This window comes from Thermobispora bispora DSM 43833 (assembly GCF_000092645.1).
Classification (GTDB): Bacteria; Actinomycetota; Actinomycetes; order Streptosporangiales; family Streptosporangiaceae; genus Thermobispora; species Thermobispora bispora.
In genome coordinates, this window is the sequence record NC_014165.1 from 577682 (window position 1) to 600740 (window position 23059).

Genomic DNA, 23059 nt, shown 5'->3' on the forward strand with positions numbered 1-23059 from the left:
TCTGGTTTCGATCGGTCGATCGTCCCGGTTTGGATACGTCCTGGTGAAAGGTCTCAACTAAGCCACCTTTGGCGGATGTGGTCATGCCGTGAGGCGTACCGGCCTAAGATCTACTGACGCTTTACCGTTTCTCGCTTTACGTCGTCAGCCGGTCGGCATCGCGAATCACGGAGCATGCGGTGAGTCAGTGGACAGCGAGGCGGCGCAGAGGTCTCGCCGCCGCGGTGGCGAGCGTGGTCGGCGGGATGCTCCTGGCCACCCCGGCGACCCCGGCCCAGGCCCAGACCGCCGAGATCGACCTCACGTATCGGTGCCGAGGGGGCCTCGTCAGCAGCACACCGGTTCAGCTCAAGGCCACCCTCACCGTGCAGACCGCGCTGACCGTCGGGCAGCCGCTCGACATCCGGTGGGACATCAAGTACGCGGACACGTCCCGTTTCGTCTCCCCTGACTACTTCGCCGCCGGCGGTCGGCTCTCGGCGACCGGGGCCGTGAAGGTCACCGGCCAGCAGTGGTCCGGAGAGCTGCACTCCTCCGGTGCGCAGGAGCAGGAGCAGCTGCGCAAGGGTGATGCCCTGACCCTGCCGTCGCTCATCTCGGGCGCGGTGAGCACGACCCAGCCCGGCACGTTCGAGATCGTCCCGGAGCGGCTCACCCTGGGGTTCATACCGCCCGCGTCGGAACGGATCGTCAACGACGACGACCCCGCGGTCACCTATCACGGGGATCATTGGCGCGACGACAACGACCGCCCCGCCCACTTCAACGACATCCACAACGACGTGCACGCCACCGACAAGGCGTGGCATCGGGTGGAGTTCAAGTTCACCGGGACCGGGGTCGATTTCATCACAGAGCAGGACCACCGGGCCGGGCGGCTGGAATTCAAGATCGACGGGCGGCCGGGCGTCCCGCAGCACGCCGACGCCTCCAAGGACGAGAACGGCAACCCGGTCACCGTCGTGAACCGCGGCAACCACACCCTCTGGAGCGTGCGCGGCCTGCCGTACGGTGAACACACGCTCGAGATCACGAACACCGAGGACAAGTGGGCGATCGTCGACGGCTTCCGGGTGGTCACCGAGGAGCTGCTCGACCCGCCGAGCCAGTTCCGGGTCACCTGCACCGCGGTGAACAAGCCCACCGCGATCCGCGTGGTGATCAGTGAGGGCGGCGCCGGGAGCCCGTCGAACGGCCCGGGCAACGGCGGTCCCTCGTCCACGCCCAGCGTGTCCCCGAGCAACGGCAACGGCGGGAACGGCGATGGCGGCGGGAACGGCAACGAGAGCCCGTCGCCGGGCCCGTCGGACGGCGGGCAGAGCCCGAGCCCGGGCACGTCGGGGAGCCCGACCCCGAGCGGCAGCCCCAGGCCGACGGTGACGACCACGGTGACCGCGACCGCCACCCCGACCGTCGCCCAGGTGCTGGTGACGCCGCGGGGCGGGGTGCAGACCGGTGAGGCCCCGGCCGGGAACGCCGCGGGCGCGGCCATGCTCCTCGGCTCGGGTGGTCTGCTGCTCGCCCTCGCCGCGGGCAGCGGGGTGGCGCTGGCTCGGCGCCGGGCCGCGCACGCGACCGGACCGGCGGCCGGAGAGGGCGGCGATGAGCACCACACCGGGTGACGCGCCCACCCCGGAGGAGCAGCCGGCGGCCTCGGGTGAGGGCGTGACCCCCGGTGCCGCGTCCGGGGAGAGCGCGTCCGCCGGGCCGACCGGGCATCCGGCCCACCGGCCCGCGGATCCCGCACCCGCCGGTCCGTACGGCACGGCCGAGGGGAGCCCGGGCGCGCCGCAGACTCCGGCACCGCCGCAGTCCCCGGCGGCGCCGCAGATGCCGAGCTCGCCGCATGTGCCGGCCGTACAGCACGTACCGGCCGCCCAGGCGATGCCGGCCGCGCAACCGGTGCCTGCCGCGCAACCGGTGCCGGGTGCGGCGCCGGGCCGCAGGTCGCTGCCCCAGCCGGTGCTCGCCGGCATGCTGATCGCCGGATCGCTCGGCGGGATCGTCGCGGTGATGGCCGGGACGCTCGCCCTGCTCTCGCCGTCCGCCGAGGAGGCCGATCCGGTGAACGCCCAGCGGGCCGGGGTGAGCGGGGCGGCCCTCGCCCCGACCGTCGGCCCGGGCGGCACCGATCAGCCGCTGACCGCCGCCGCGGCGACCGCGCCGCCGCCGGATCCCGCGGCCCGGCCGCGCCGGCCGCTGACGCTGACTCCGAAGAACGCCTCGGCCGCGCGGATGACGCTGGCGCGGACGAAGGGCAGGCCGGTGCGGATCCGGATCCCGGCGATCGGCGTCTCCGCGCCCGTGGAGCCGGTGGGGGTGGACGCGAAGGGCGAGATGCAGGTTCCGCCGCTCAGCAAGCCGAACCTCGTCGGCTGGTACCGGCTGGGCCCGGCGCCCGGGGAGCAGGGGCCGGCCATCCTGCTCGGCCACGTGAACACGCGCGCGGGCGCGGCCGTGTTCTACCGGCTGCGCGAGCTCAAGCGCGGCAACAAAATCGCGATCCGGCGGGCCGACGGGAAGACCGCGATCTTCACGGTGGACGGGATCGAGCAGGTGAGCAAGCTGACGTTCCCGACGAAGCGGGTGTACGGCAACACCGCCACCGCGTCGCTCCGGCTGATCACCTGCGGCGGGCTCTACGACGCCAAGACCCACCACTACACCGACAACGTGATCGTCTACGCCACGCTGACCTCGGTCGTCTGAGCCGGCCCGGGGCCTCGCCCTTGCGGGTCCGGCCGCGCGGCCCCGTGCCGGACGTCCTTCCGGGCCCGGCCGTACGCCGCGCCGTCCTGTGATCTTCAGCGATCTTCGGGTGATCTGTGACGTTCCAGCAGGCTTCTGGGACGATCATTAAGAGATGCCGATTATCATCACTTTTCTTTAGGATCTGACGACGGGAAGACCATTTCGTCAGATCGTGGCAGGCCCACGGATGACGGGGATGGGAGCGAGGTCAGTGCGCGAGTCGAAGGCGACCGGCCGGATCGCCGCGCGGGCGGCCCTGGCCGGCGCGATCGGTGCGAGCGTCCTGCTCGGCGGTGGTTTCCTGATCGAGGCGGATGCCGCCCCGGTGACCGTCGCGTACACCTGCACGGCGGCGCAGTCCAGGGCCACCCACGCGCCCGAGCTGACCGTCTCCCTGGCCGGGCCGGCGAGCGCCGCGCCGTCCCAGCCGGTCACCGTGGTCTGGGCGAACACCCAGCCGACCGAGCCCGGGAAGTTCCTGCCCGCCCCCGGGCCGATCCCCGCCACGCAGCCGATCACGCTCACCGGCCAGCTCGTGGTCGCCGGCCCGTCGGCGACCACGACCGCGCAGGCGGCGGGGAGCTCCACCCCGGGCCTCGAGGTGCCGAGCGGTGTGCCGGTCCCGTTGCCGCCGATGACCGCCACGGTGACCCCGGCGGCCGCCGGAGCCATGACGATCACCGCTCAGGCGTTCACTTTGCAGCTCAGCACCGGTGACACGCCGGTCACGTACTCCTGCACCCCGGCGCCCGGCGCGACGCCCGCGTCGCACGTGGTCACCGTGGCCGCGGGGCCGGTCACCTCGCCGACACCGTCGGGATCGGCGTCACCGTCCCTCCCCACCTCGCCGAGCCCGACCCCGAGCCCGACCACGCCCCGGCCGACCCGGACCGTGTACAAGACCGTGACCATGCAGCCCACCCAGGGCGTCCAGGTGACGCGCACGCCGAAGGGCGGGGCGAACACCGGGGGCGGCGGTGAGGCCGGCCCGGACGGCCGGGTCCTGATCCTGACCGGTGGCGCGCTGGTCCTCGCGTCCGCGGCGGGCGGTCTGGCGCTCCGCGCGCGGACCCGGGGCGTACGGCAGCGCTCGTGACGGGGAGGCCGCCATGACCATGCCTCCCGCTGGTCAGTACCCGCCGGGCCCGCCCCATGGCGCGCCGATCGACCCGAACCTGCCGGCCGGGCCACCACCGGTCCTCCAGCCGGTCGTCCTCCCGCCGGTGGTGCCGCAGGCACCGGTGCCGCCGGAGCCCGAGCCGGTGGCCGGGAGCGCCAGCCTGGCCCTGCGCGGGGTGCTCCTCTTCGCCGCGGTGGCCGGGATCATCACGGTCATCATCGGGGTGATCTCCGTGGTGAGCTCGCCCGAGGAGTACGCCGCCCCGGATCGCTCGACGATCAGACTGCAGCGGGAGGAACCCGGCGGGCTCGCCCCCTCGGTGGGGCCGGGCGGTCCCGGGGAGCCGCTCACCCAGGCGGCCGCCACGGCACCGCCCCCGGTCCCGGCCGAGCCGCCGGCCGCGCCCCTCCAGCCCGCCACCCCGAAGCGGCTGATCATCCCGAAGCTCGGGGTGGACGCGCCGATCATCTCGGTGGGGACGGACCGGAACGGCGAGCTCGAGAGCCCGCCCATGGACGAGCCGAACCTCGTCGGCTGGTATAGGGGCGGGCCGACCCCGGGCCAGGCCGGCCCGGCCGTACTGCTCGGGCACAAGGACACCCGCACCCGGAGCGCGGTCTTCAGCCGGCTGCACGAGCTGCGGTACGGCGACCGGATCGAGGTCGTCCGGATGGACGGGACCGTGGCGGTCTTCACGGTCGGGGGCGTGGAGCAGGCGAGCAAGGACACGTTCCCCACCGAGCGGGTGTACGGCCGGACGGAGTACGCCGAGCTCCGCCTCATCACCTGCGGCGGGGTGTACAACCGGGTGAGCGGCCACTACCTCGACAACGTCATCGTGTACGCCCGGATGACCGCCACCGAGCGGGTGGACCGCGCCTCCTGAGGATCGCGCCTGCCGAAGCCCTCCGGCCCGATGGCCGTGGTTTCCGGTCGTCCGGTATCGGATCGGATTCGACCGTTTGCCGGCGGAGTGCCGAGGGGTACGCTTCAAACCGAATACTGCTCGGTTTCTATGGAGGCATCGTGGCAGAGGCGTACATCGTGGGCGCGGTCCGCACCCCGGTCGGCAAGCGGAACGGCGGGCTGTCCACGATCCACCCGACCGATCTCGCCGCTCACACCCTCGCCGCGCTCATCGAGCGCACCGGCGTCGACCCCGCCGCGGTCGACGACGTGATCATGGGCTGCGTCTCGCAGATCGGCCCTCAGTCCCTGGACATCGCGCGCAACGCCTGGCTGAGCGCCGGGCTGCCGGAGAGCGTCCCCGGGGTCACGATCGACCGGCAGTGCGGCTCCTCGCAGCAGGCCATCCACTTCGCCGCCCAGGCCGTGATGTCCGGCACGCAGGACCTCGTCGTCGCGGCCGGTGTGGAGTCGATGTCCATGGTGCCGATCGGCTCCAACGTCACCATCCCCCTGGAGAAGGGCATGCCCTTCCCCTACGGCGAGAAGTGGGTGGAGCGGTACGGCAACCAGGAGATCTCCCAGTTCCGCGGCGCCGAGCTGATGTGCGAGAAGTGGGGGTTCTCCCGCGAGGACCTGGAGAAGTACGCCCTCGAAAGCCACCAGCGGGCCTCGAAGGCGATCGCCAACGGTTACTTCGCCGAGCAGATCGTCCCCATCAACGGGGTCGAGCACGATGAGGGCCCCCGGCCCGACACCAGCCTGGAGAAGATGGCCGCGCTCCCGACGCTGCGCCCGGACGGCAAGATCACCGCGGCCACGTCGTCGCAGGTCTCGGACGGCGCCGGCGCCGTGCTGATCGCCTCGGAGCGGGCGGTCCGCGAGCACAACCTCACCCCGCGGGCCCGGATCCACACGCTGGCGCTCGCCGGCGACGACCCGGTCTACATGCTCACCGCGCCGATCCCGGCGACCAAGAAGGCGCTGCAGAGGGCCGGGCTGAGCATCGACGACATCGACGTCATCGAGATCAACGAGGCCTTCGCCCCGGTGCCGCTCGCCTGGCTCCGGGAGATCGGCGCTGACCCGGCCAAGACCAACCCGAACGGCGGCGCGATCGCGCTCGGCCACCCGCTCGGCGGCACCGGCGCCATCCTCATGACCAAGCTCCTGCACGAGCTGGAGCGCATCGGCGGCCGGTACGGCCTGCAGACCATGTGCGAGGGCGGCGGCCAGGCCAACGTCACGATCATCGAGCGTCTCTGAGCGGGACGGACGTGCCGCCCTGCCATGACCGGAGACCGGCGGGGCGGTAGGCCTACGGGCCCGCCGCCCCGCCGGTCGCGTCTTGTGGCCGGGTCGCGTGTGGTGGCCGGTCGTGTCTCATGTGGGCTCGGGCGCACCGGAACCGGCCCGGCCGAGGGCCTCTCCGCCACCTCGGGAGGCCCACCTCGGGCGGGCCGTCGCGCGGCCTCCGGGCCCCGGAGCGGCCGCGCCGGCCGTACGGCCCCGCCGTACGCCGGCCGCCGCAGCCGCGATGGTCCGTCTTCGTACGGATGGCCCGTTCGGCCGGCACGTGGCCCGCCGGGCCGTGGACCGGCCGGCCCCCGTCCTTGGCCGGTCCGAGTGATCGGCCCGCGCCGGCCGGGCCGTACCGCCCGGGGGAGGGGCGTGGCGCCCCTGCTCGCCCGGGCGCCCGGTTCAGCCGATGTGCCGGTGGACGTCCGGCCGCTCGGACGGCCCCGGCCGGGCCGGCGCCACCCACGGGCCCTCGATCGACGGGTCGAGGATCCCCTCCTCGACGAACAGGTAGTCGCCCTCCAGCACCCGGCGCGCCAGCCCGGTGTCCTCGGCGTCGGTGTTCACCCACAGCCGGCGGAAGAGGTCCTTCACCCGCAGCCGGGCCTGCCGGCAGAACACGTCGGCGATCGCGTACGCGCCCGGGCCCGCCTTCGCCGCGTCCTCCTTGGCCCGCACGCACACCGCGGTCATCGCGTACAGCTCAGCCCCGATGTCCACCAGCCGGGCGAGGAACGCCTGCCGGTGCTCCAGCCGCCCCTGCCAGCGGGACATGCCGTAGAAGGTGTTCCGGGCGAGCTTGCGGCTGGTCCGCTCGACGAAGCGCAGGTGCCGGGCGACCGGGCCGAACGCGGCGTACGCCGAGGGAAGCTGCCCCGACCCGGCGAGCAGGCTCGGCAGCCACTTCGCGTAGAAGCCGCCCGCCTTCGCCGCCGCCCGGCCCTTGGTCTTCAGGTCGGCCTTCGGGTCGATGAGCGCGCCCGCGACCGAGAGGTGGGTGTCCACCGCCTCGCGGGCGATGAGCAGGTGCATGATCTCGGTCGAGCCCTCGAAGATCCGGTTGATGCGCAGGTCGCGCAGGAACTGCTCGGCCGGCACCCCGCGCTCGCCCCGGGCGTGCAGCGACTCGGCGGTCTCGTACCCGCGCCCGCCGCGCATCTGGACCAGCTCGTCCATGGCGAGCCAGGCCATCTCGGTCGCGTACAGCTTGGCGAGCGCCGCCTCGATCCGGATGTCGTTGCGCTCGTCGTCGGCGAGCCGGCAGGTGAGGTCGACGATGGCGTCGATCGCGTACGCGGTGGCGGCGATGAAGGCGATCTTCTTGGCGATCGCCTCGTGCCCGCCGATCCGCTTGCCCCACTGGACCCGCTGATCGCCCCACTCCCGGGCGATCTTGAGCGCCCACTTCACCGCTCCCGCGCAGGTGGCCGGGAGCGACAGGCGGCCGGTGTTCAGCGTGGTCAGCGCGATCTTCAAGCCCTGGCCCTCGCGGCCGATGAGGTTCTCCGCCGGGACCCGGACCTGGTGGAACCGGGTCACGCCGTTCTCGATGCCGCGCAGGCCCATGAACGAGTTCCGGTTCTCCACCGTGATCCCGGGGGAGTCGGCCTCGACCACGAAGGCGGAGATCTTCTCACCGGTGCGGGCCATGACCACGAGCAGATCGGCCACCACCCCGTTGGTGGTCCACAGCTTCACGCCGTCGATGACGTACGAGTCGCCGTCACGCACCGCGGTCGTGGACAGCCGCGCCGGGTCGGAGCCCACGTCCGGCTCGGTGAGCAGGAACGCGGAGATCTCACCGCGCGCGCACCGGGGCAGGAACCGCCGCTTCTGCTCCTCCGTGCCGAAGAGCTGAATCGGCTTGGGCACCCCGATCGACTGGTGCGCGGAGAGGAGGGCGCACAGCGCGGGGGAGTACGAGGCGGTGAGCGCGAGGGCCTTGCAGTAGTGGTAGTGGCTCAACCCGAGCCCGCCGTACTCCTCGCCGATGGTCATCCCGAACGCGCCGATCTCCGCCAGCCCTTTGACCACCTCGTCGGGGATCATGGCGTTCCGCTCGATGGCCATGGGGTCGACCCGTTCCCGCAGGAACTCCGTGAGCACCCGCAGGAACTCCTCCCCCTTGGCGACCGCGGCCTCGGGCTCGGGCGGTGCGGGGTAGACGAGATCGAGCCGGAAATCACCCAGGAACAGCTGCTTGCCGAAGCTCGGCCTGATCCACTGCTCGCGGGCCTCCTCGGCGACTTCCCGCGCCTTGGCGTAATCGGTCATCACGACCTCCTCAGCGGCTGGCATGCCCCGCCGAATCGCGTGCCGCCTCCGGCGGGCCGGCGGCCGCCTCGCGGCGTGTGGTCCCCCTGGGCGGGGCACCAGGTACCGCTATGTTTACCCGCGAGTAGCTTGATCAGCCCTTCCCCGATGCCGGACTGGCGGCATGGCTGACCTGCGAGAAGAGCCGGACGACGGGGCGGTGGGCACACTCCGGAACCGCCCGTGTGGCCGCGCCGGCGATGGGCGGTGAAAGGTTCACGAGCGGGTGCGGCCGCATTCCCAGCGGAGGTACGGCCGAGCCCTCAGAGCGGTACGGCCGCCGGCCAGGGGAGAGCCGGCCAGGGGAGAGGAGCACCCCGGCGGTACCGGCCCGGGCCGGTCAGGGAGGCCGGGCCGTTCGGAGAGGCCCGCGCGGGGGGCGGCCGTGCCGGTCGAGAGCGCTCATGTGGTGCCGGGAACGCCGCCGGTCGGCGGTACGGCGAGGCCGGGTGTGGGTGTGCGGGACCACGCTCTGGAGGGATGCCAGCGGCGCCGGCCAGGGCGCCCATCAGGCGGATGACCTGCCAGGGAGGAAGGGGTAGGCGGGTAAGACGGCCACGCGGGCGGTCAGCCCGGGCCGCAGGCCATGTGGGAGGTCGGCTCTGGCCACCGAGCCATGGGGATGACCATGCCGGGGAACGGCCGGGCGAGCGGCCGATCGATGAGGCCGGCCAGGTGGACGGTCAGCCGGGGACGCGGGCCATGCGGACGGGGTCGGCTCTGGACACCGAGCCATGCGGATGACCGTGGCGGGGAACGGCCGGGCGAGCGGCCGATCGATGAGGCCGGCCAGGTGGACGGTCAGCCGGGGACGCGGGCCACGCAGAAGACGGTCTGCCCGAAGGGCGGCCGGATGAAGCGCTCGATGAACCGGGTGAGCGGCACCACCGTCCGGTCGTAGATCTTCACCAGCCGGGGGTCGGGGTAGCCCACGCCGCCCCGCTTGACCGCCGCCCACCAGGCGATGCCGCCGAGGAAGTTGATCGGCTTGAGGACCTCGATGTCGAGCCCGGCCGCGGTCACGGTCCGGCGCAGCGTGGTGGGGGTGTACCGGGTGACGTGCCCCACCTTGCGGTCGAAGTCGCCGTAGAGCTGCATGTACCCGGGGACCCAGATGACGATCCGTCCGCCGGGGACCGTCACCTTGGCGACCGACCGCAGGGCATCGACGTCCTCCGCGATGTGCTCGAGGACGTTCATCATCACGACCGACTCCACCGGCTCGTCGAGCGGGACCTCGGCGGGCAGCGCGAACTGGAGCACCGAGACGTTGCCGTGGCCGGCGAACCGCTCCCGGAGCCGCTCCACGCAGTAGGGGTCGAAGTCGCTCACCACGAGCCGGTCGACGCGCGGGAGGAACTGCTCGGCGAAGTGCCCGAGGCCGGACCCGATCTCCAGCATCGACCGTCCGACATGCGGCGCGACCATGTCGAACTCGTACCGCCGGTAGTTCTTCGCCTCGTCCCCACCGAGGTGGTTCTCCAGGGCGTCGTCTCCGGCCGCCGGCTGAACTACCCGGTCATATCCAGACATCAGATCCTCATTCACGCGCTGACGGTCGTGGCAAGTGTAGTTGGCGATCATCGAGGAGCCCGGATCGCCGGCACGGGTTCGATACCCGCCTGCAAGCCGGGCCGTACGCCCGGCACCGGGGGAGGGGCGCATCGCCGGACGCGCGGGACGAGCTCCGCCATGGCCCGCCGGGCGAACCCATCCCAACCGTAACGCGAACCGCGCCCCGGGACCGGGTGGCTCCGCCGGCGAGCGACGGGCCGCCGTCCCCGAGGTGGGCCGGACGAGGCACAACGCGCCCATGCTCCGCGGGCCGTTCCCGATCTCGGCGAACCCGCCGGACGGCCGGAAAACGCGCCCGCGCTCCGCGGGCCGGTCACGCCGGTTGCGCCATGAGACCCGGGGCGGGTGCCGGCACGGGAGACCCGCCCGGGGCTGGCCCGGCCGCGGCGGGTTCCGCGGGGACGGGCTCGGCCTGCGACGGTGCGGCGGGGACGGCCTCGGCCGGGGAGACGGGCTCGGGCGGGGAGACGGGCTCGGGCGGGGAGGCGAGCCACGCGTCCACCTCGGCGAGGAGCTCCTTCTTGACCGAGTCCGGGGCGGCCGACGCCCGGATCGACTGCCGGGCCATCTCGGCGAGCTCGGCGTCGCTGAAGCCGTACACCTGCCGGGCCAGCTCGTACTGGGGCAGCAGCCTGGCCCCGAAGAGCAGGGGGTCGTCGGCGCCGAGCGCGATCGGGACGCCCGCGTCGAACAGCCGCCGCAGCGGCACGTCCTCGGGCCGCTGCGCCACGCCGAGGCTGACGTTGGAGAGCGGGCAGACCTCGCAGGCGATCTGCCGTTCGGCGAGCCGCTCCATGAGCCAGGGGGACTCGGCCGCGCGCACGCCGTGGCCGACCCGGTCGGCCTGCAGGTCCTCGACGCACTCCCGCACGCTCGACGGGCCGAGCAGCTCGCCCCCGTGCGGTACGGCGAGCAGGCCGGCGCGCTTGGCGATCCGGAAGGCGTGATCGAAGTCCCGGGCGCGACCCCGGCGTTCGTCGTTGGAGAGCCCGAACCCCACCACGCCCTTGCCCACGTACTGGGCGGCGAGGCGGGCGAGCGTCCGCGCGTCGAGCGGGTGGCGGGTGCGGTTCGCCGCCACGATCACCGCGATGCCGACGCCCGTGTCCTTGGAGGCCCGGTCGGCCGCGTCGAGGATGAGCTCCAGGGTCGAGGTGAGCCCGCCGAACCACTGGGCGTACCCGGACGGGTCGACCTGGATCTCCAGCCAGCGGGAGCCCTCGCGCGCCTCGTCCTCGGCCGCCTCCCGGAGCAGCCGCTGCACGTCCTCGGGGCGGCGCAGCACCGAGCGCGCGATGTCGTAGAGGCGCTGGAAGCGGAACCAGCCCCGTTCGTCGGTCGCCCGCAGCCTGGGCGGCCACTCCCGGACGAGCGCATCGGGCAGATGGACGCCGTGCTTCTCGGCCAGCTCGATCAGCGTGGCATGCCGCATCGAGCCGGTGAAGTGCAGATGCAGATGGGCTTTGGGAAGCCTGTCGAGCGGACGAGCCATTCGCTTATCGTGCCGCATCCCGGCGGCGGCCCGTGGCGCGTTTCGGCGAAAGCCCGGGCGCCGCCCGACCGGCGCGCCCGGACCCCGGCCGGGTGATCACCGAGCGCGTCACCGGGCCGCGCGCCTTCCCGGGCGCACCGGGGCGGGGCGCCCGGCGGAAACGGCCACCGGGGACGGCGGCGCGGCACGTGCCTCACGCCCCGGGCTCAGGGAGAACGGGCTCAGGGAGACCGGGACCGGGGAGCCCGGGACCGGGGCGCGGCGGAGCACACGGGGCGCGCGTGGACGGCACACGGGACGGCCGTGCGCTCCGCCGGTCCGTTCCGCTCGCCAGGGCTCAGCGGGCCTCGGCGAGGAGCTTCGCCACCCGGCTGACCCCCTCGACCAGGTCCTCGTCACCCAGCGCGTACGACAGGCGGAAGTACCCGGGGGTGCCGAACGCCTCGCCCGGCACCAGCGCGACCTCCGCCTCCTCCAGGATGAGCTCGGCGAGCTCGGTGGTGGTCTGCGGGCGCCGGCCGCGGATCTCCTTGCCGAGCAGCGCCTTCACCGACGGGTAGGCGTAGAACGCGCCCTTCGGCTCGGGGCAGACCACGCCCGGGATCTCGTTGAGCATCCGGACCATCGTCCTGCGCCGGCGGTCGAACGCCTCGCGCATCCGCTCCACCGCCGACAGGTCGCCCGAGACCGCGGCGAGCGCGGCGGCCTGGGCCACGTTGCAGACGTTCGAGGTGGCGTGCGACTGCAGGTTGGTCGCGGCCTTCACCACGTCCTTGGGGCCGATCAGCCAGCCGACGCGCCAGCCGGTCATCGCGTAGGTCTTGGCCACCCCGTTGAGCACCACGACGCGGTCGCGCAGCTCGGGCACGAGCGTGGCGATGCTGGAGAACTTCGCGTCGCCGTACACGAGGTGCTCGTAGATCTCGTCGGTGACGACCCACAGGCCCTTCTCCGCCGCCCAGCGGCCGATCTCCGCGACCTGGTCCGGCGAGTAGACCGCGCCGGTCGGGTTGGAGGGCGACACGAACAGCAGGGCCTTGGTGCGCTCGGTGAGCCTCTCCTCGAGCTGGTCGACCGAGGCGAGGTAGCCGGTGCTCTCGTCGGTCACCACGTCGACCTGCACACCCCCGGCGAGCTTGATCGCCTCCGGGTAGGTGGTCCAGTACGGCGCGGGTACCAGGACCTCGTCGCCCGGGTCGAGCAGGGTGGCGAACGCCTCGTAGACCGCCTGCTTGCCGCCGTTGGTGACGAGCACCTGGGACGGCTCGACCTCGAAGCCGCTGTCCCGCTTGGTCTTCGCGGCGATCGCCTCCTTGAGCTCGGGGAGGCCGCCGGCCGGGGTGTACTTGTGGAACCTGGGGTTACGGCAGGCCTCGACGGCCGCCTCGACGATGTAGTCCGGGGTCGGGAAGTCGGGCTCACCCGCGCCGAAACCGATCACCGGGCGGCCCGCCGCCTTCATCGCCTTGGCCTTGGCGTCCACGGCCAAGGTCGCCGACTCGGAGATTGCGGAAATGCGCGCAGAGATGCGAGGACGGGTCATGCGTCCATCGTCCCAGACGCGGTGGCCGCACGGCCCGGATACCCCGTCTTCTGTGGATCGTTTTCCCGGAATTCCGGCATCCCGCCTGAACTGGGAAAACACGCGCCGGGACAGCGGGACGGCCGGGCGCGCGCGGCGGTAGGGTGAGTTCCGCGGACCGCAGGGTTCGACGAAGTGGCGGATTCCCCGTACACTTCAGCGTCTAGCGGGCCACGTGAGGAATGTCGCCCAGCGCGGAGATTCCTCGGGTATCGTGGTTCCTGGCTTAGGGCACTGGCGCAAGTGGTAGCGCACCGGTCTCCAAAACCGGCGGTTGGGGGTTCGAGTCCCTCGTGCCCTGCGGAGTGCGGTCCGCGCACGTGGGCGTGGCGAGCGCGCCGCAAGCTGCGACGGACACGACGGATCAGGTGAGGGCTGTGGCTATCGACACCCGCGGCGAGACCGCCGGCAAGCCTGGCAAGGCGGCCGGACAGAAGAAGGCCAAGCGCACCTCTCCCGTGCTCTTCTACCGGCAGGTCGTCGCCGAGCTGCGGAAGGTCATCTGGCCCCGCCGCAACGAGCTCATCACCTACACGGCGGTAGTGCTGGTCTTCGTGCTCATCATGGTCGGGATCGTCTTCGGGCTCGACACCCTGATGGGGAAGGTAGTGTTGATGGTCTTCGGCGGATCCTGATCCGCCCTCCGAGACTTCCACCACACGCCACCGCATCGATCGAGAGGGAAGAGTCCCGTGCCCGAGTCCCAGATGCCGGCCGAAGGCTCCCGCACAGAGTGGGAGGCCGAGCAGGACGAGGTCGTGGAAGAGGCTGGCACCAGCGCCGCCGATTCGACCGCGGGTGAAGCGAACTCGGCTGAGGACGCGTCCACGGCCGATGGCGAGGGTGAGAGCGCCCCGGATCCGGTCGAGGAGTTCAAGGAGAAGCTTCGCGGGCTGCCCGGCGAGTGGTACGTCGTGCACTCGTACGCGGGCTATGAGAACCGCGTCAAGCAGAACATCGAGAGTCGGATCATCTCCCTCAACATGGAGGACTACATCTACCAGGTTGAGGTGCCGACTCACACCGTCACCGAGATCAAGGGGGGCAAGAAGACCCCGGTCAAGGAGCGCGTCCTCCCGGGCTATGTGCTGGTCCGCATGGTGCTGACCGATGAGTCGTGGGCCGCGGTCCGCAACACGCCCGGTGTGACCGGTTTCGTCGGCCTCTCGAACAAGCCGAGCCCGCTCGGTCTCGATGACGTCGCCCGGCTGCTCGCGCCGGAGCCGGAGGAGGAAGAGGCCGCTGCGAAGGCGTCGGCCAAGTCGGCGGCTCCCGCCGTCGAGTTCGAGGTCGGCGAGTCGGTCACCGTGATGGACGGGCCGTTCGCGACGCTGCCCGCCACGGTGAGCGAGGTCAGCCCCGAATCGCAGAAGCTCAAGGTGCTCGTCTCGATCTTCGGTCGGGAGACGCCGGTCGAGCTCTCGTTCGACCAGGTCGCGAAGCTCTGACGTCTCGCCGATCCGTCGCCTCGCTTAGACTCGATAGCCGTTCTCGCGTCCTCACGGGAGCCGGTCTGCGGACCGGTGCCACCTGCCCGTGAGGATTTGTACGACCAAAGGACCCGGAGAAGGACAAATGCCTCCAAAGAAGAAGGTCGCGGCCCTGGTGAAGGTCCAGCTCCCCGCTGGGCAAGCCACTCCCGCGCCGCCGGTCGGTACCGCTCTCGGTCCGCACGGCGTCAACATCATGGAGTTCGTCAAGCAGTACAACGCTGCGACGGAGTCCCAGCGGGGCAACATCATCCCCGTTGAGATCACCATCTACGAGGACCGCTCCTTCACCTTCGTCACCAAGACGCCGCCGGCGCCGGAGCTGATCAAGAAGGCCGCCGGTCTGCAGAAGGGGAGCGCCAACCCGCACCGCGAGAAGGTCGGCAAGATCACGCGGGAGCAGCTCCGCCAGATCGCCGAGACCAAGATGAAGGACCTCAACGCCAAGGACCTCGACGCGGCGGAGCGGATCATCGCGGGCACCGCCCGGTCCATGGGCGTCACCATCGTCGACTGAGACCCTCGGGTGGGCCCCCGCGAGCGGGGCAGGCGGCGCGAGGGGAGCGGGGTGCGACGCCCCGGCCTCGAGCACGCTCCGCCGAGGATGAGAAAGCCGAGATCCCGGTGGCAGGGCCGGCGCTGGCCCGGACCACCAACTCCTTGAGGAGCATCACGTGAAGCGCAGCAAGAACTGGAGGAACGCGGCGGCGCTGGTCGACCGCGAGCGCCTGTACAGCCCGCTGGAGGGCATCCGGCTGGCGAAGAAGACCGTGACCACGAAGTTCGACCCCACGGTGGAGGTCGCCATCCGGCTGGGGGTCGACCCGCGCAAGGCCGACCAGATGGTCCGCGGCACCGTGAACCTCCCTCACGGCACCGGTAAGACCGCCCGGGTCCTGGTCTTTGCGACCGGTGAGCGTGCCGAGGAGGCGCGCGCGGCGGGCGCCGACATCGTGGGCGGCGACGAGCTCATCCAGGAGGTGGCCAACGGCCGCCTCGACTTCGACGCGGTCGTCGCCACCCCTGAGCTGATGGGCAAGGTCGGCCGCCTCGGCCGCGTGCTCGGCCCGCGTGGGCTCATGCCGAACCCCAAGTCCGGTACGGTCACCACGGACGTGGCCAAGGCCGTGCGGGACATCAAGGGCGGCAAGATCGAGTTCCGCGTCGACCGCCACGCGAACCTGCACCTCATCATCGGCAAGGCGTCCTTCGACGAGCGCCAGCTCCTGGAGAACTACGCCGCCGCCATCGACGAGGTGCTGCGTCTCAAGCCGTCCGCGGCGAAGGGCCGCTACATCAAGAAGGTCACCGTGGCGACCACCATGGGCCCCGGCATCCCGATCGACCCCAACGTGACGCGCAACATCACCGCGGAGCTGGGGTCCTGAGCGGACGGTCGTCCGGGTGATCCCGTAATCTTGACCCCTGCCTGGGTGTCACGACCGACGTCGCAGAGAGCCTCCACCGGTCTCGGTGGGGGCTCTCGTGTTTCTCGCCCGGTCGTGGCCCGGCGCTGCCTCCCGCGGTGACCGGTTCCCACTGTGATCGGCGGTGTTTCCCTCCGTGACCGGTGGCCTTCCCCTGTGACCGGCGGTGTCTCCCGCCGTGACCGGCTGATCCGTCCCGTGGCGACCGGCGGTCTTCCCGCTGTGATCGGCGCTGCGTCCCATGGCGACCTGCGGTGCTTCTCCCGCCGCGCCCGGGCCTCCTTCGCCCGCCCGGAGCCGGCCGTCTCGTTTCCCGCCGGAACCGGCCGTCGCGGCGCCTGAGCCGTGCGTCAGCGGCGCCGGCGCCCTCTTCTCGGCCCTCCGCCTTCCAGCCGTCCCGCGCGTCTACCCGGCCTGCCCGTCCTGTCTGCGCCTTCCCGGTCCGCCGCGGCCTGCCCGGCCGGCCCGTGCCCGCGCCGCGTCGCCCGGCCCCGGAGCCGGGCCGTACGGCCCGCGCCGAACTTGAGACGTACCGTCCGCGTCATAGATCAATGACGGCTCTATCGGGAAAGAGAAGGGAATGTTTCGTATGCGGCGACTGCTCGGTGCCGCCCTGGCGGCGGCGGCGATCGTGACCGCCGGATGCGGCGCGGACGGCACGTCATCCGCCCCGAAGACGTCATCTCTCGGGAACTACGAGCTCACCGCAGCTCAGGCGCTCCAGCGCTCCGCCGAGCGGGCCGACGACGTCACCTCCTACATCGCGAGCCTCAACTTGGACATCCCCGACTACAAGGAGGGGCCGGTCAACGCCCAGGCCACGGTGCGGTACCAGGAGCACCCGCGACTCGCCTGGGAGATCACGCTCGACCGCTCTGCCGTCAACGGCAACGAGGTGCCCGGCGGGGTGCGGGTCATCCTCTTCGAGGATGTCGCCTACGCGCAGATCGAGATGCTCAAGGGCCTCCTGGACACGGACAAGCCCTGGTTGAAGATCGACCTCAAGCAGCGGCCCGCCGACCGGGCCAAGGTCGACCGGATCTTCGAGCAGTTCCGGTCGGCGGACCTGAAGTCCAACCTCGCCATGCTCACCGCGTCCAAGGACGTCGAGCAGGCCGGCCGTGAGCCGGTGGGCGGGGTGGAGACGACCCACTACAGCGGCACCTTCCCGGTCGAGGAGGCGCTCCGGCTGCTCCCCGCCGAGCAACGGGCGAAGGTCACCTTCCCGCCCGGCGGCGAGAAGGTGAAGTTCGACGTGTGGGTCGATGACGAGGGCCTGCCCAGGAAGCTCCAGCTCAGCGAGGTGCAGACCGGCATCGGCACGGCCACCGCGACCGTGTTCTTCAAGTCGTTCAACGAGCCCATGTCGATCGAGGCGCCGCCGGCCGACCAGACCGGGGAGCTGCCCGAGGAGCAGGTGCCCTCCCTGGAGAGGTTCGAGGTGCCGCAGCGCGGCTGATTCGACACGCCGGGAATCCGCACGTATCCTTGCTCCTGCCGAAGACCGCCGGTCGTCGCCGGGCGCATTCCGGTGACCGAAGGATCCACGTGAGTGGACGGCCTGCGTAGGCGTGGAGTGAGCTTCACGACGCGGAATCCCGCGCGTTGCATGTGAGCCCCGTGCCTACGCCGGGGCTTGTCTGTTTTCGTGGTCCTTCGCCGGCGGCATAGCTGGAAGGAGACCCATGGCGAAGGCGGACAAGAACGGCATCATCGCCGAACTCACGCGTGAGTTCGAGGGGTCCAGCGCCGCCGTTCTGACCGAGTACCGCGGTCTCACCGTTGCCCAGCTCAAGGAGCTGCGTGGCTCTCTCGGTGGGCATGCGAAGTTCGCCGTGGCGAAGAACACGCTTGCGAAGATCGCGGCGAAGCGAGCCGGGATCACCTCCCTCGACCCCCTGCTCCAGGGGCCGACCGCCATCGCGTTCGTCAAGGGCGATGTGGTCGAGGCAGCCAAAGGCCTGCGTGATTTCGCCAAGGCCAACCCGCTCCTCGTGATCAAGGGGGGTGTCGTCGAGGGCAAGTCGATGACACCCGAGGAGATCACGAAGCTCGCCGACCTCGAGTCCCGTGAGGTGCTCCTCGCGAAGCTGGCCGGTGCGCTGAAGGCGAAGCAGTCGCAGGCTGCCGCCGTCTTCGCCGCGCTGCCCACCCAGATGGCTCGACTGGCCGAGGCCCTGCGCGCCAAGCGCGAGCAGGCCGGGGAGTAGCCCGCACGCGGCGGGGAAAGCGCGCGACCGCGGTTCACTGTCAACGTTCGTCGGATTCACTGGAGGAACACCACCATGGCGAAGCTCACCACCGAGGAGCTGCTCGAGGCCTTCAAGGAGATGACTCTCCTTGAGCTGTCCGAGTTCGTGAAGGCCTTCGAGGAGGCCTTCGACGTGAAGGCCGCCGCTCCGGTCGCCGTCGCCGCCGCCCCGGCCGCGGGTGGCGCCGCCGCCGGCGCCCCGGCGGAGCAGGCCGAGGAGCAGGACGAGTTCGAGGTCATCCTCGAGGCCGCCGGCGACAAGAAGATCCAGGTCATCAAGGAGATCCGCGCGCTCACCAACCTGGGTCTGAAGGAGGCCAAGGACCTGGTCGACGGCGCTCCGAAGCCCGTCTTCGACGGCAAGGTCAACAAGGAGCAGGCTCAGAAGGCCAAGGAGGCGCTGGAGAAGGTCGGCGCCACCGTCACCATCAAGTAATCACTCGCGCGTGGCAGAAGGGCGGGATCGACGGTCCCGCCCTTTTCGCGTGCCCGGCCGTACGGCCCGGGCGTGCCGGGCCGTCAGGGCTGGCGTTCCCCGCGGGCACCGGGCGCGCGGTCCGGGCGGTCCGGATCTCCGGCGGAGCGGCCCGGCCGTGGCGATTCGGCGAAATCGCGGCGGATTCCGGCCGGGAGGCCGGCCGGCGGGTGGGCGGCGCGCCGCCGGGGGAGTACGATCGGCCGGGGCTTCGCGGGAGATCCGCACCGACGCGCCGCACCACGGCCGGGCGTCCCCGGGGATCGCTGCCACGGCCGTCCGGTACGGCCGGCGTCGCCGGTCACGGGTGGGGCCGGTGGATCCCAGTGGGAGATCCGGGTGTTAATGTGGCATCCCCGCCCATGGCGAGCGGGCCGTGGCCGGAACCCGGCAGCGCGATCCGGCCGAGGCGCGATCAATGGGGAGACCGGCATACCGGTCACCCGGGGATGATCGCCACGGCGGGGCGGTCCCATGCGGCGGGACCCGCGGCGGCGGCTGCGGCCGTTATTAAAATGTTGCTAGATAAGTGGTTTAAGGCTGCTATGCACCGGGAATAGCTCGCGTGTCGGGTTGACCTAACGGTGCAACCGGCGCATGACGGGCACCTCTCGCATGCTCGGTCTCGACCGAGCGCGTCGCGCGTCGTACCATCGGGAAGGCCCGGCTGGATGCCCTGTGGTAGGCGAAATGTCGGCTCTCGGGCTTGACGTTTCGGCTCTGACGGGTGATGCTGCCACCAGCGTGGCGTGTAGCGTGAGAGTTGACTGGACAGGTGTATGCCGTTCGGCTACACTGCCCCTTTGCGCTGCCCTTTGACGACCGTTTCTGCATAGCCGCTAACCTCGGTCGTCTGGCGTGCGTGTAGTCAGTCCGCGAGCCCTCGGAAGGACATCTGTTGGCAGCCTCGCGCAACGCCTCCGCCGCATTCGCCAGTCCTCGCTTGTCGTTTGCACGCATCCAGGAACCCCTGGAAGTTCCGGATCTTCTCGCCGTACAGATCGAGTCCTTCGACTGGCTGATCGGCAACGAGAGATGGAAGGCCCGGGTCGAGGCAGCTCGCAAGGCCGGGCGCAAGGACATCCCGATGCAGTCGGGGCTCGAAGAGGTCTTCGAGGAGATCAGCCCCATCGAGGACTTCTCCGGCACCATGTCCTTGTCGTTCCGGGACCACCGGTTCGAGCCGCCCAAGCACACCATCGAGGAGTGCCGGGACAAGGACATGACCTACTCCGCCTCGCTCTTCGTGACGGCGGAGTTCATCAATAACACCACGGGGGAGATCAAGAGCCAGACGGTGTTCATGGGCGACTTCCCGCTCATGACGCCGAAGGGCACGTTCATCATCAACGGCACCGAGCGTGTCGTGGTCTCCCAGCTGGTGCGCTCGCCGGGCGTCTACTTCGATCGGACGGTGGACAAGACGTCGGACAAGGACGTCTACAGCTGCAAGATCATCCCGTCCCGGGGCGCTTGGCTCGAGTTCGAGATCGACAAGCGCGACAGCGTCGGCGTGCGTATCGACCGGAAGCGGAAGCAACCGGTCACCGTGCTGCTCAAGGCGTTGGGCTGGACCAACGATCGCATCCTCGAACGGTTCGGTCAGTACGAGTCGATGCGCGCGACCCTGGAGAAGGACCACACCACCGGCCAGGAGGACGCGCTCATCGACATCTACCGCAAGCTGCGTCCGGGTGAGCCGCCGACCAAGGAGTCCGCGCAGGCGCTGCTCGAGAACCTCTACTTCAACCCGAAGCGCTACGACCTCGCCAAGGTCGGCCGCTACAAGCTCAACAAGAAGCTCGGGGTCGACGCCGACATCACCCAGGGCACGCTGACCGAGGACGACATCGTCGCGACGATCGAGTACCTCGTCCGGCTGCACGCCGGCGAGGAGACGATGATCGGCGCCAACGGGCGCGAGGTGATCGTCGAGACCGACGACATCGACCACTTCGGCAACCGCCGCCTGCGCACGGTCGGTGAGCTGATCCAGAACCAGGTCCGGCTGGGCCTCGCCCGGATGGAGCGGGTCGTGCGCGAGCGCATGACCACGCAGGACGTCGAGGCGATCACGCCGCAGACCCTGATCAACGTCCGGCCGGTCACCGCCTCGATCCGGGAGTTCTTCGGCACCTCCCAGCTGTCGCAGTTCATGGACCAGACCAACCCGCTGGCCGGTCTGACCCACAAGCGGCGGCTGAACGCGCTCGGCCCGGGCGGTCTGTCCCGGGAGCGGGCCGGGTTCGAGGTCCGCGACGTGCACCCGTCGCACTACGGCCGGATGTGCCCGATCGAGACGCCGGAAGGGCCGAACATCGGTCTCATCGGCTCGCTGGCCACGTACGCCCGGGTCAACGCCTTCGGCTTCGTCGAGACGCCGTACCGCAAGGTCGTCGACGGCCGGGTGACCGACCAGATCGAGTACCTGACCGCGGACGAAGAGGACCGTTACGTCGTCGCCCAGGCGAACACGGTCGTCAACCCTGACGGCACCTTCGCCGAGAAGCGCGTGCTCGCGCGGCGCAAGGGCGGTGAGTTCGAGGCCGTCGACCCGTCCGAGGTCGACTACATGGACGTCTCGCCGCGGCAGATGGTGTCCGTCGCGACCGCGATGATCCCGTTCCTCGAGCACGACGACGCCAACCGGGCGCTCATGGGCTCGAACATGCAGCGCCAGGCGGTGCCGCTGCTCAGGAGCGAGGCCCCGCTGGTCGGTACCGGCATGGAGTACCGGGCGGCCACCGACGCCGGCGACGTGATCATCGCCGAGAAGTCGGGCGTGGTCGAGGAGGTCTCCGCCGACTACATCACGGTCCTCAACGACGACGGCACCCGGACCACCTACCGGGTCGTCAAGTTCAAGCGCTCCAACCAGGGCACCTGCTACAACCAGAAGCCCATCGTCGAGGAGGGCGACCGGGTCGAGCAGGGCCAGGTGATCGCGGACGGCCCGTGCACCGAGAACGGCGAGATGGCGCTGGGCAAGAACCTGCTCGTCGCCTTCATGCCGTGGGAGGGGCACAACTACGAGGACGCGATCATCCTGTCCCAGCGCCTGGTGCAGGACGACGTGCTCACCTCGATCCACATCGAGGAGCACGAGGTCGACGCCCGCGACACCAAGCTGGGGCCCGAGGAGATCACCCGGGACATCCCGAACGTCTCCGAGGAGGTCCTCGCCGACCTCGACGAGCGCGGCATCATCCGCATCGGTGCCGAGGTGACCACCGGTGACATCCTCGTCGGCAAGGTCACCCCGAAGGGGGAGACCGAGCTGACCCCCGAGGAGCGGCTGCTGCGCGCGATCTTCGGTGAGAAGGCGCGCGAGGTCCGCGACACCTCGCTCAAGGTCCCGCACGGCGAGTCGGGCAAGGTCATCGGCGTCCGGGTGTTCCGCCGCGAGGACGGCGACGAGCTGCCCCCGGGCGTCAACGAGCTGGTCCGGGTGTACGTGGCGCAGAAGCGCAAGATCACCGACGGTGACAAGCTCGCCGGCCGCCACGGGAACAAGGGCGTCATCGCCAAGATCCTCCCGGTGGAGGACATGCCGTTCCTCGAGGACGGCACGCCGGTCGACATCATCCTCAACCCGCTCGGCGTCCCCGGCCGGATGAACCTCGGCCAGGTGCTCGAGACCCACCTCGGCTGGGCCGCCAAGCAGGGCTGGGACATCTCCGGCGTCGAGGAGGAGTGGGCCAAGCGGCTCCGCGAGAAGGGCATGGAGAAGGTCGGCCCGGACACCAAGGTGGCCACGCCGGTCTTCGACGGCGCCCGCGAGGAGGAGATCGTCGGCCTGCTCCAGCACACCCTGCCCAACCGGGACGGCCAGCGGCTGGTCGGCCCGAACGGCAAGGCGATCCTGTACGACGGCCGGTCCGGTGAGCCGTTCCCGTACCCGGTCTCGGTGGGCTACATCTACATCCTCAAGCTGGCCCACCTGGTCGACGACAAGATCCACGCCCGGTCGACCGGTCCGTACTCGATGATCACCCAGCAGCCCCTGGGCGGTAAGGCGCAGTTCGGTGGGCAGCGCTTCGGCGAGATGGAGGTGTGGGCCCTCGAGGCGTACGGCGCCGCCTACGCGCTGCAGGAGCTGCTGACGATCAAGTCGGACGACGTCACGGGCCGTGTGAAGGTCTACGAGGCCATCGTCAAGGGCGAGAACATCCCCGAGGCGGGTATCCCCGAGTCCTTCAAGGTCCTGATCAAGGAGATGCAGTCACTCTGCCTGAATGTCGAGGTCCTCTCGAGCGACGGCATGTCGATCGAGATGCGCGAGGCGGAGGAGGACGTCTTCCGCGCCGCCGAGGAACTCGGCATCGACCTGTCCCGGCGCGAGCCGAGCAGTGTCGAAGAGGTGTGAGCTCAGAGCTAA

At 70.9% G+C, this 23059-nt stretch carries 17 protein-coding genes and 1 tRNA gene; 14 read left to right on the forward strand and 4 right to left on the reverse strand.

Annotation, left to right across the window (positions count from 1 at the left end):
* Window positions 1–179: 179 nt before the first annotated feature.
* From TBIS_RS02630 to TBIS_RS02650, 5 genes are all read left to right on the forward strand, one after another.
* Window positions 180–1622 (forward strand): hypothetical protein, encoded by a 1443-nt coding sequence (locus TBIS_RS02630; RefSeq protein WP_013130787.1) that lies wholly within the window; start codon window positions 180–182, stop codon window positions 1620–1622.
* A complete protein-coding gene (locus TBIS_RS02635) occupies window positions 1603–2709 on the forward strand; it encodes a class F sortase (protein WP_013130788.1) in 1107 nt (368 codons plus the stop codon). The genes TBIS_RS02630 and TBIS_RS02635 overlap by 20 nt, the downstream gene beginning before the upstream one ends.
* 238 nt (window positions 2710–2947) lie before the next feature.
* Window positions 2948–3847, forward strand: a complete 900-nt coding sequence (locus TBIS_RS02640) for a hypothetical protein (protein WP_013130789.1) — start codon at window positions 2948–2950, stop codon at window positions 3845–3847.
* Window positions 3848–3860: 13 nt separating this feature from the next.
* Entirely contained in the window at window positions 3861–4757 is an 897-nt protein-coding gene (locus tag TBIS_RS02645) for a class F sortase (RefSeq protein WP_013130790.1), read from the forward strand.
* Window positions 4758–4897: 140 nt separating this feature from the next.
* Window positions 4898–6043 (forward strand): acetyl-CoA C-acetyltransferase, encoded by a 1146-nt coding sequence (locus TBIS_RS02650; RefSeq protein ID WP_013130791.1) that lies wholly within the window; start codon window positions 4898–4900, stop codon window positions 6041–6043.
* A 435-nt stretch (window positions 6044–6478) separates the two neighbouring features.
* On the opposite strand, the gene TBIS_RS02655 is transcribed toward TBIS_RS02650, so the two are convergent.
* The 4 genes from TBIS_RS02655 to TBIS_RS02670 all read right to left on the reverse strand — a co-directional run bounded on the left by TBIS_RS02655 (window position 6479) and on the right by TBIS_RS02670 (window position 12999).
* Complete coding sequence (locus tag TBIS_RS02655; protein ID WP_013130792.1) at window positions 6479–8350, reverse strand: acyl-CoA dehydrogenase family protein; 1872 nt, start codon at window positions 8348–8350, stop codon at window positions 6479–6481.
* Between the two features lie 840 nt (window positions 8351–9190).
* Window positions 9191–9922, reverse strand: a complete 732-nt coding sequence (locus TBIS_RS02660) for a class I SAM-dependent methyltransferase (protein ID WP_041431126.1) — start codon at window positions 9920–9922, stop codon at window positions 9191–9193.
* A 355-nt stretch (window positions 9923–10277) separates the two neighbouring features.
* Window positions 10278–11456: an adenosine deaminase gene (locus tag TBIS_RS02665; RefSeq protein WP_083785201.1), complete on the reverse strand. Its 1179-nt coding sequence runs from the start codon at window positions 11454–11456 to the stop codon at window positions 10278–10280.
* Between the two features lie 337 nt (window positions 11457–11793).
* Window positions 11794–12999, reverse strand: coding sequence for a pyridoxal phosphate-dependent aminotransferase (locus tag TBIS_RS02670; RefSeq protein WP_013130795.1), 1206 nt, complete (start codon window positions 12997–12999; stop codon window positions 11794–11796).
* A gap of 267 nt (window positions 13000–13266) precedes the next feature.
* Between TBIS_RS02670 and TBIS_RS02675 the strand changes: the two genes are divergently transcribed.
* The 9 genes from TBIS_RS02675 (at window position 13267) to rpoB (ending at window position 23047) form a co-directional block, all read left to right on the forward strand.
* A tRNA-Trp gene (locus tag TBIS_RS02675) sits at window positions 13267–13339 on the forward strand.
* A 76-nt stretch (window positions 13340–13415) separates the two neighbouring features.
* Window positions 13416–13673, forward strand: coding sequence for a preprotein translocase subunit SecE (gene secE / locus TBIS_RS02680; protein ID WP_013130796.1), 258 nt, complete (start codon window positions 13416–13418; stop codon window positions 13671–13673).
* 72 nt (window positions 13674–13745) lie between these two features.
* Complete coding sequence (nusG, locus tag TBIS_RS02685) at window positions 13746–14486, forward strand: transcription termination/antitermination protein NusG (RefSeq protein ID WP_013130797.1); 741 nt, start codon at window positions 13746–13748, stop codon at window positions 14484–14486.
* Window positions 14487–14613: 127 nt separating this feature from the next.
* Entirely contained in the window at window positions 14614–15045 is a 432-nt protein-coding gene (gene rplK, locus TBIS_RS02690; protein ID WP_013130798.1) for a 50S ribosomal protein L11, read from the forward strand.
* A gap of 157 nt (window positions 15046–15202) precedes the next feature.
* Window positions 15203–15916: a 50S ribosomal protein L1 gene (gene rplA, locus TBIS_RS02695; protein WP_013130799.1), complete on the forward strand. Its 714-nt coding sequence runs from the start codon at window positions 15203–15205 to the stop codon at window positions 15914–15916.
* A gap of 628 nt (window positions 15917–16544) precedes the next feature.
* Window positions 16545–17414 carry an SCO4651 family lipoprotein gene (locus tag TBIS_RS02700; protein ID WP_013130800.1) on the forward strand — a complete coding sequence of 290 codons (870 nt, stop codon included), beginning with the start codon at window positions 16545–16547 and terminating at the stop codon, window positions 17412–17414.
* A gap of 226 nt (window positions 17415–17640) precedes the next feature.
* On the forward strand, window positions 17641–18165 hold the full coding sequence (rplJ, locus tag TBIS_RS02705) for a 50S ribosomal protein L10 (protein WP_013130801.1): 525 nt from the start codon (window positions 17641–17643) through the stop codon (window positions 18163–18165).
* Between the two features lie 75 nt (window positions 18166–18240).
* Window positions 18241–18642 carry a 50S ribosomal protein L7/L12 gene (rplL, locus tag TBIS_RS02710; protein ID WP_013130802.1) on the forward strand — a complete coding sequence of 134 codons (402 nt, stop codon included), beginning with the start codon at window positions 18241–18243 and terminating at the stop codon, window positions 18640–18642.
* Window positions 18643–19579: 937 nt separating this feature from the next.
* Window positions 19580–23047 carry a DNA-directed RNA polymerase subunit beta gene (gene rpoB, locus TBIS_RS02715; protein ID WP_013130803.1) on the forward strand — a complete coding sequence of 1156 codons (3468 nt, stop codon included), beginning with the start codon at window positions 19580–19582 and terminating at the stop codon, window positions 23045–23047.
* The last annotated feature ends 12 nt before the right edge of the window (window positions 23048–23059 follow it).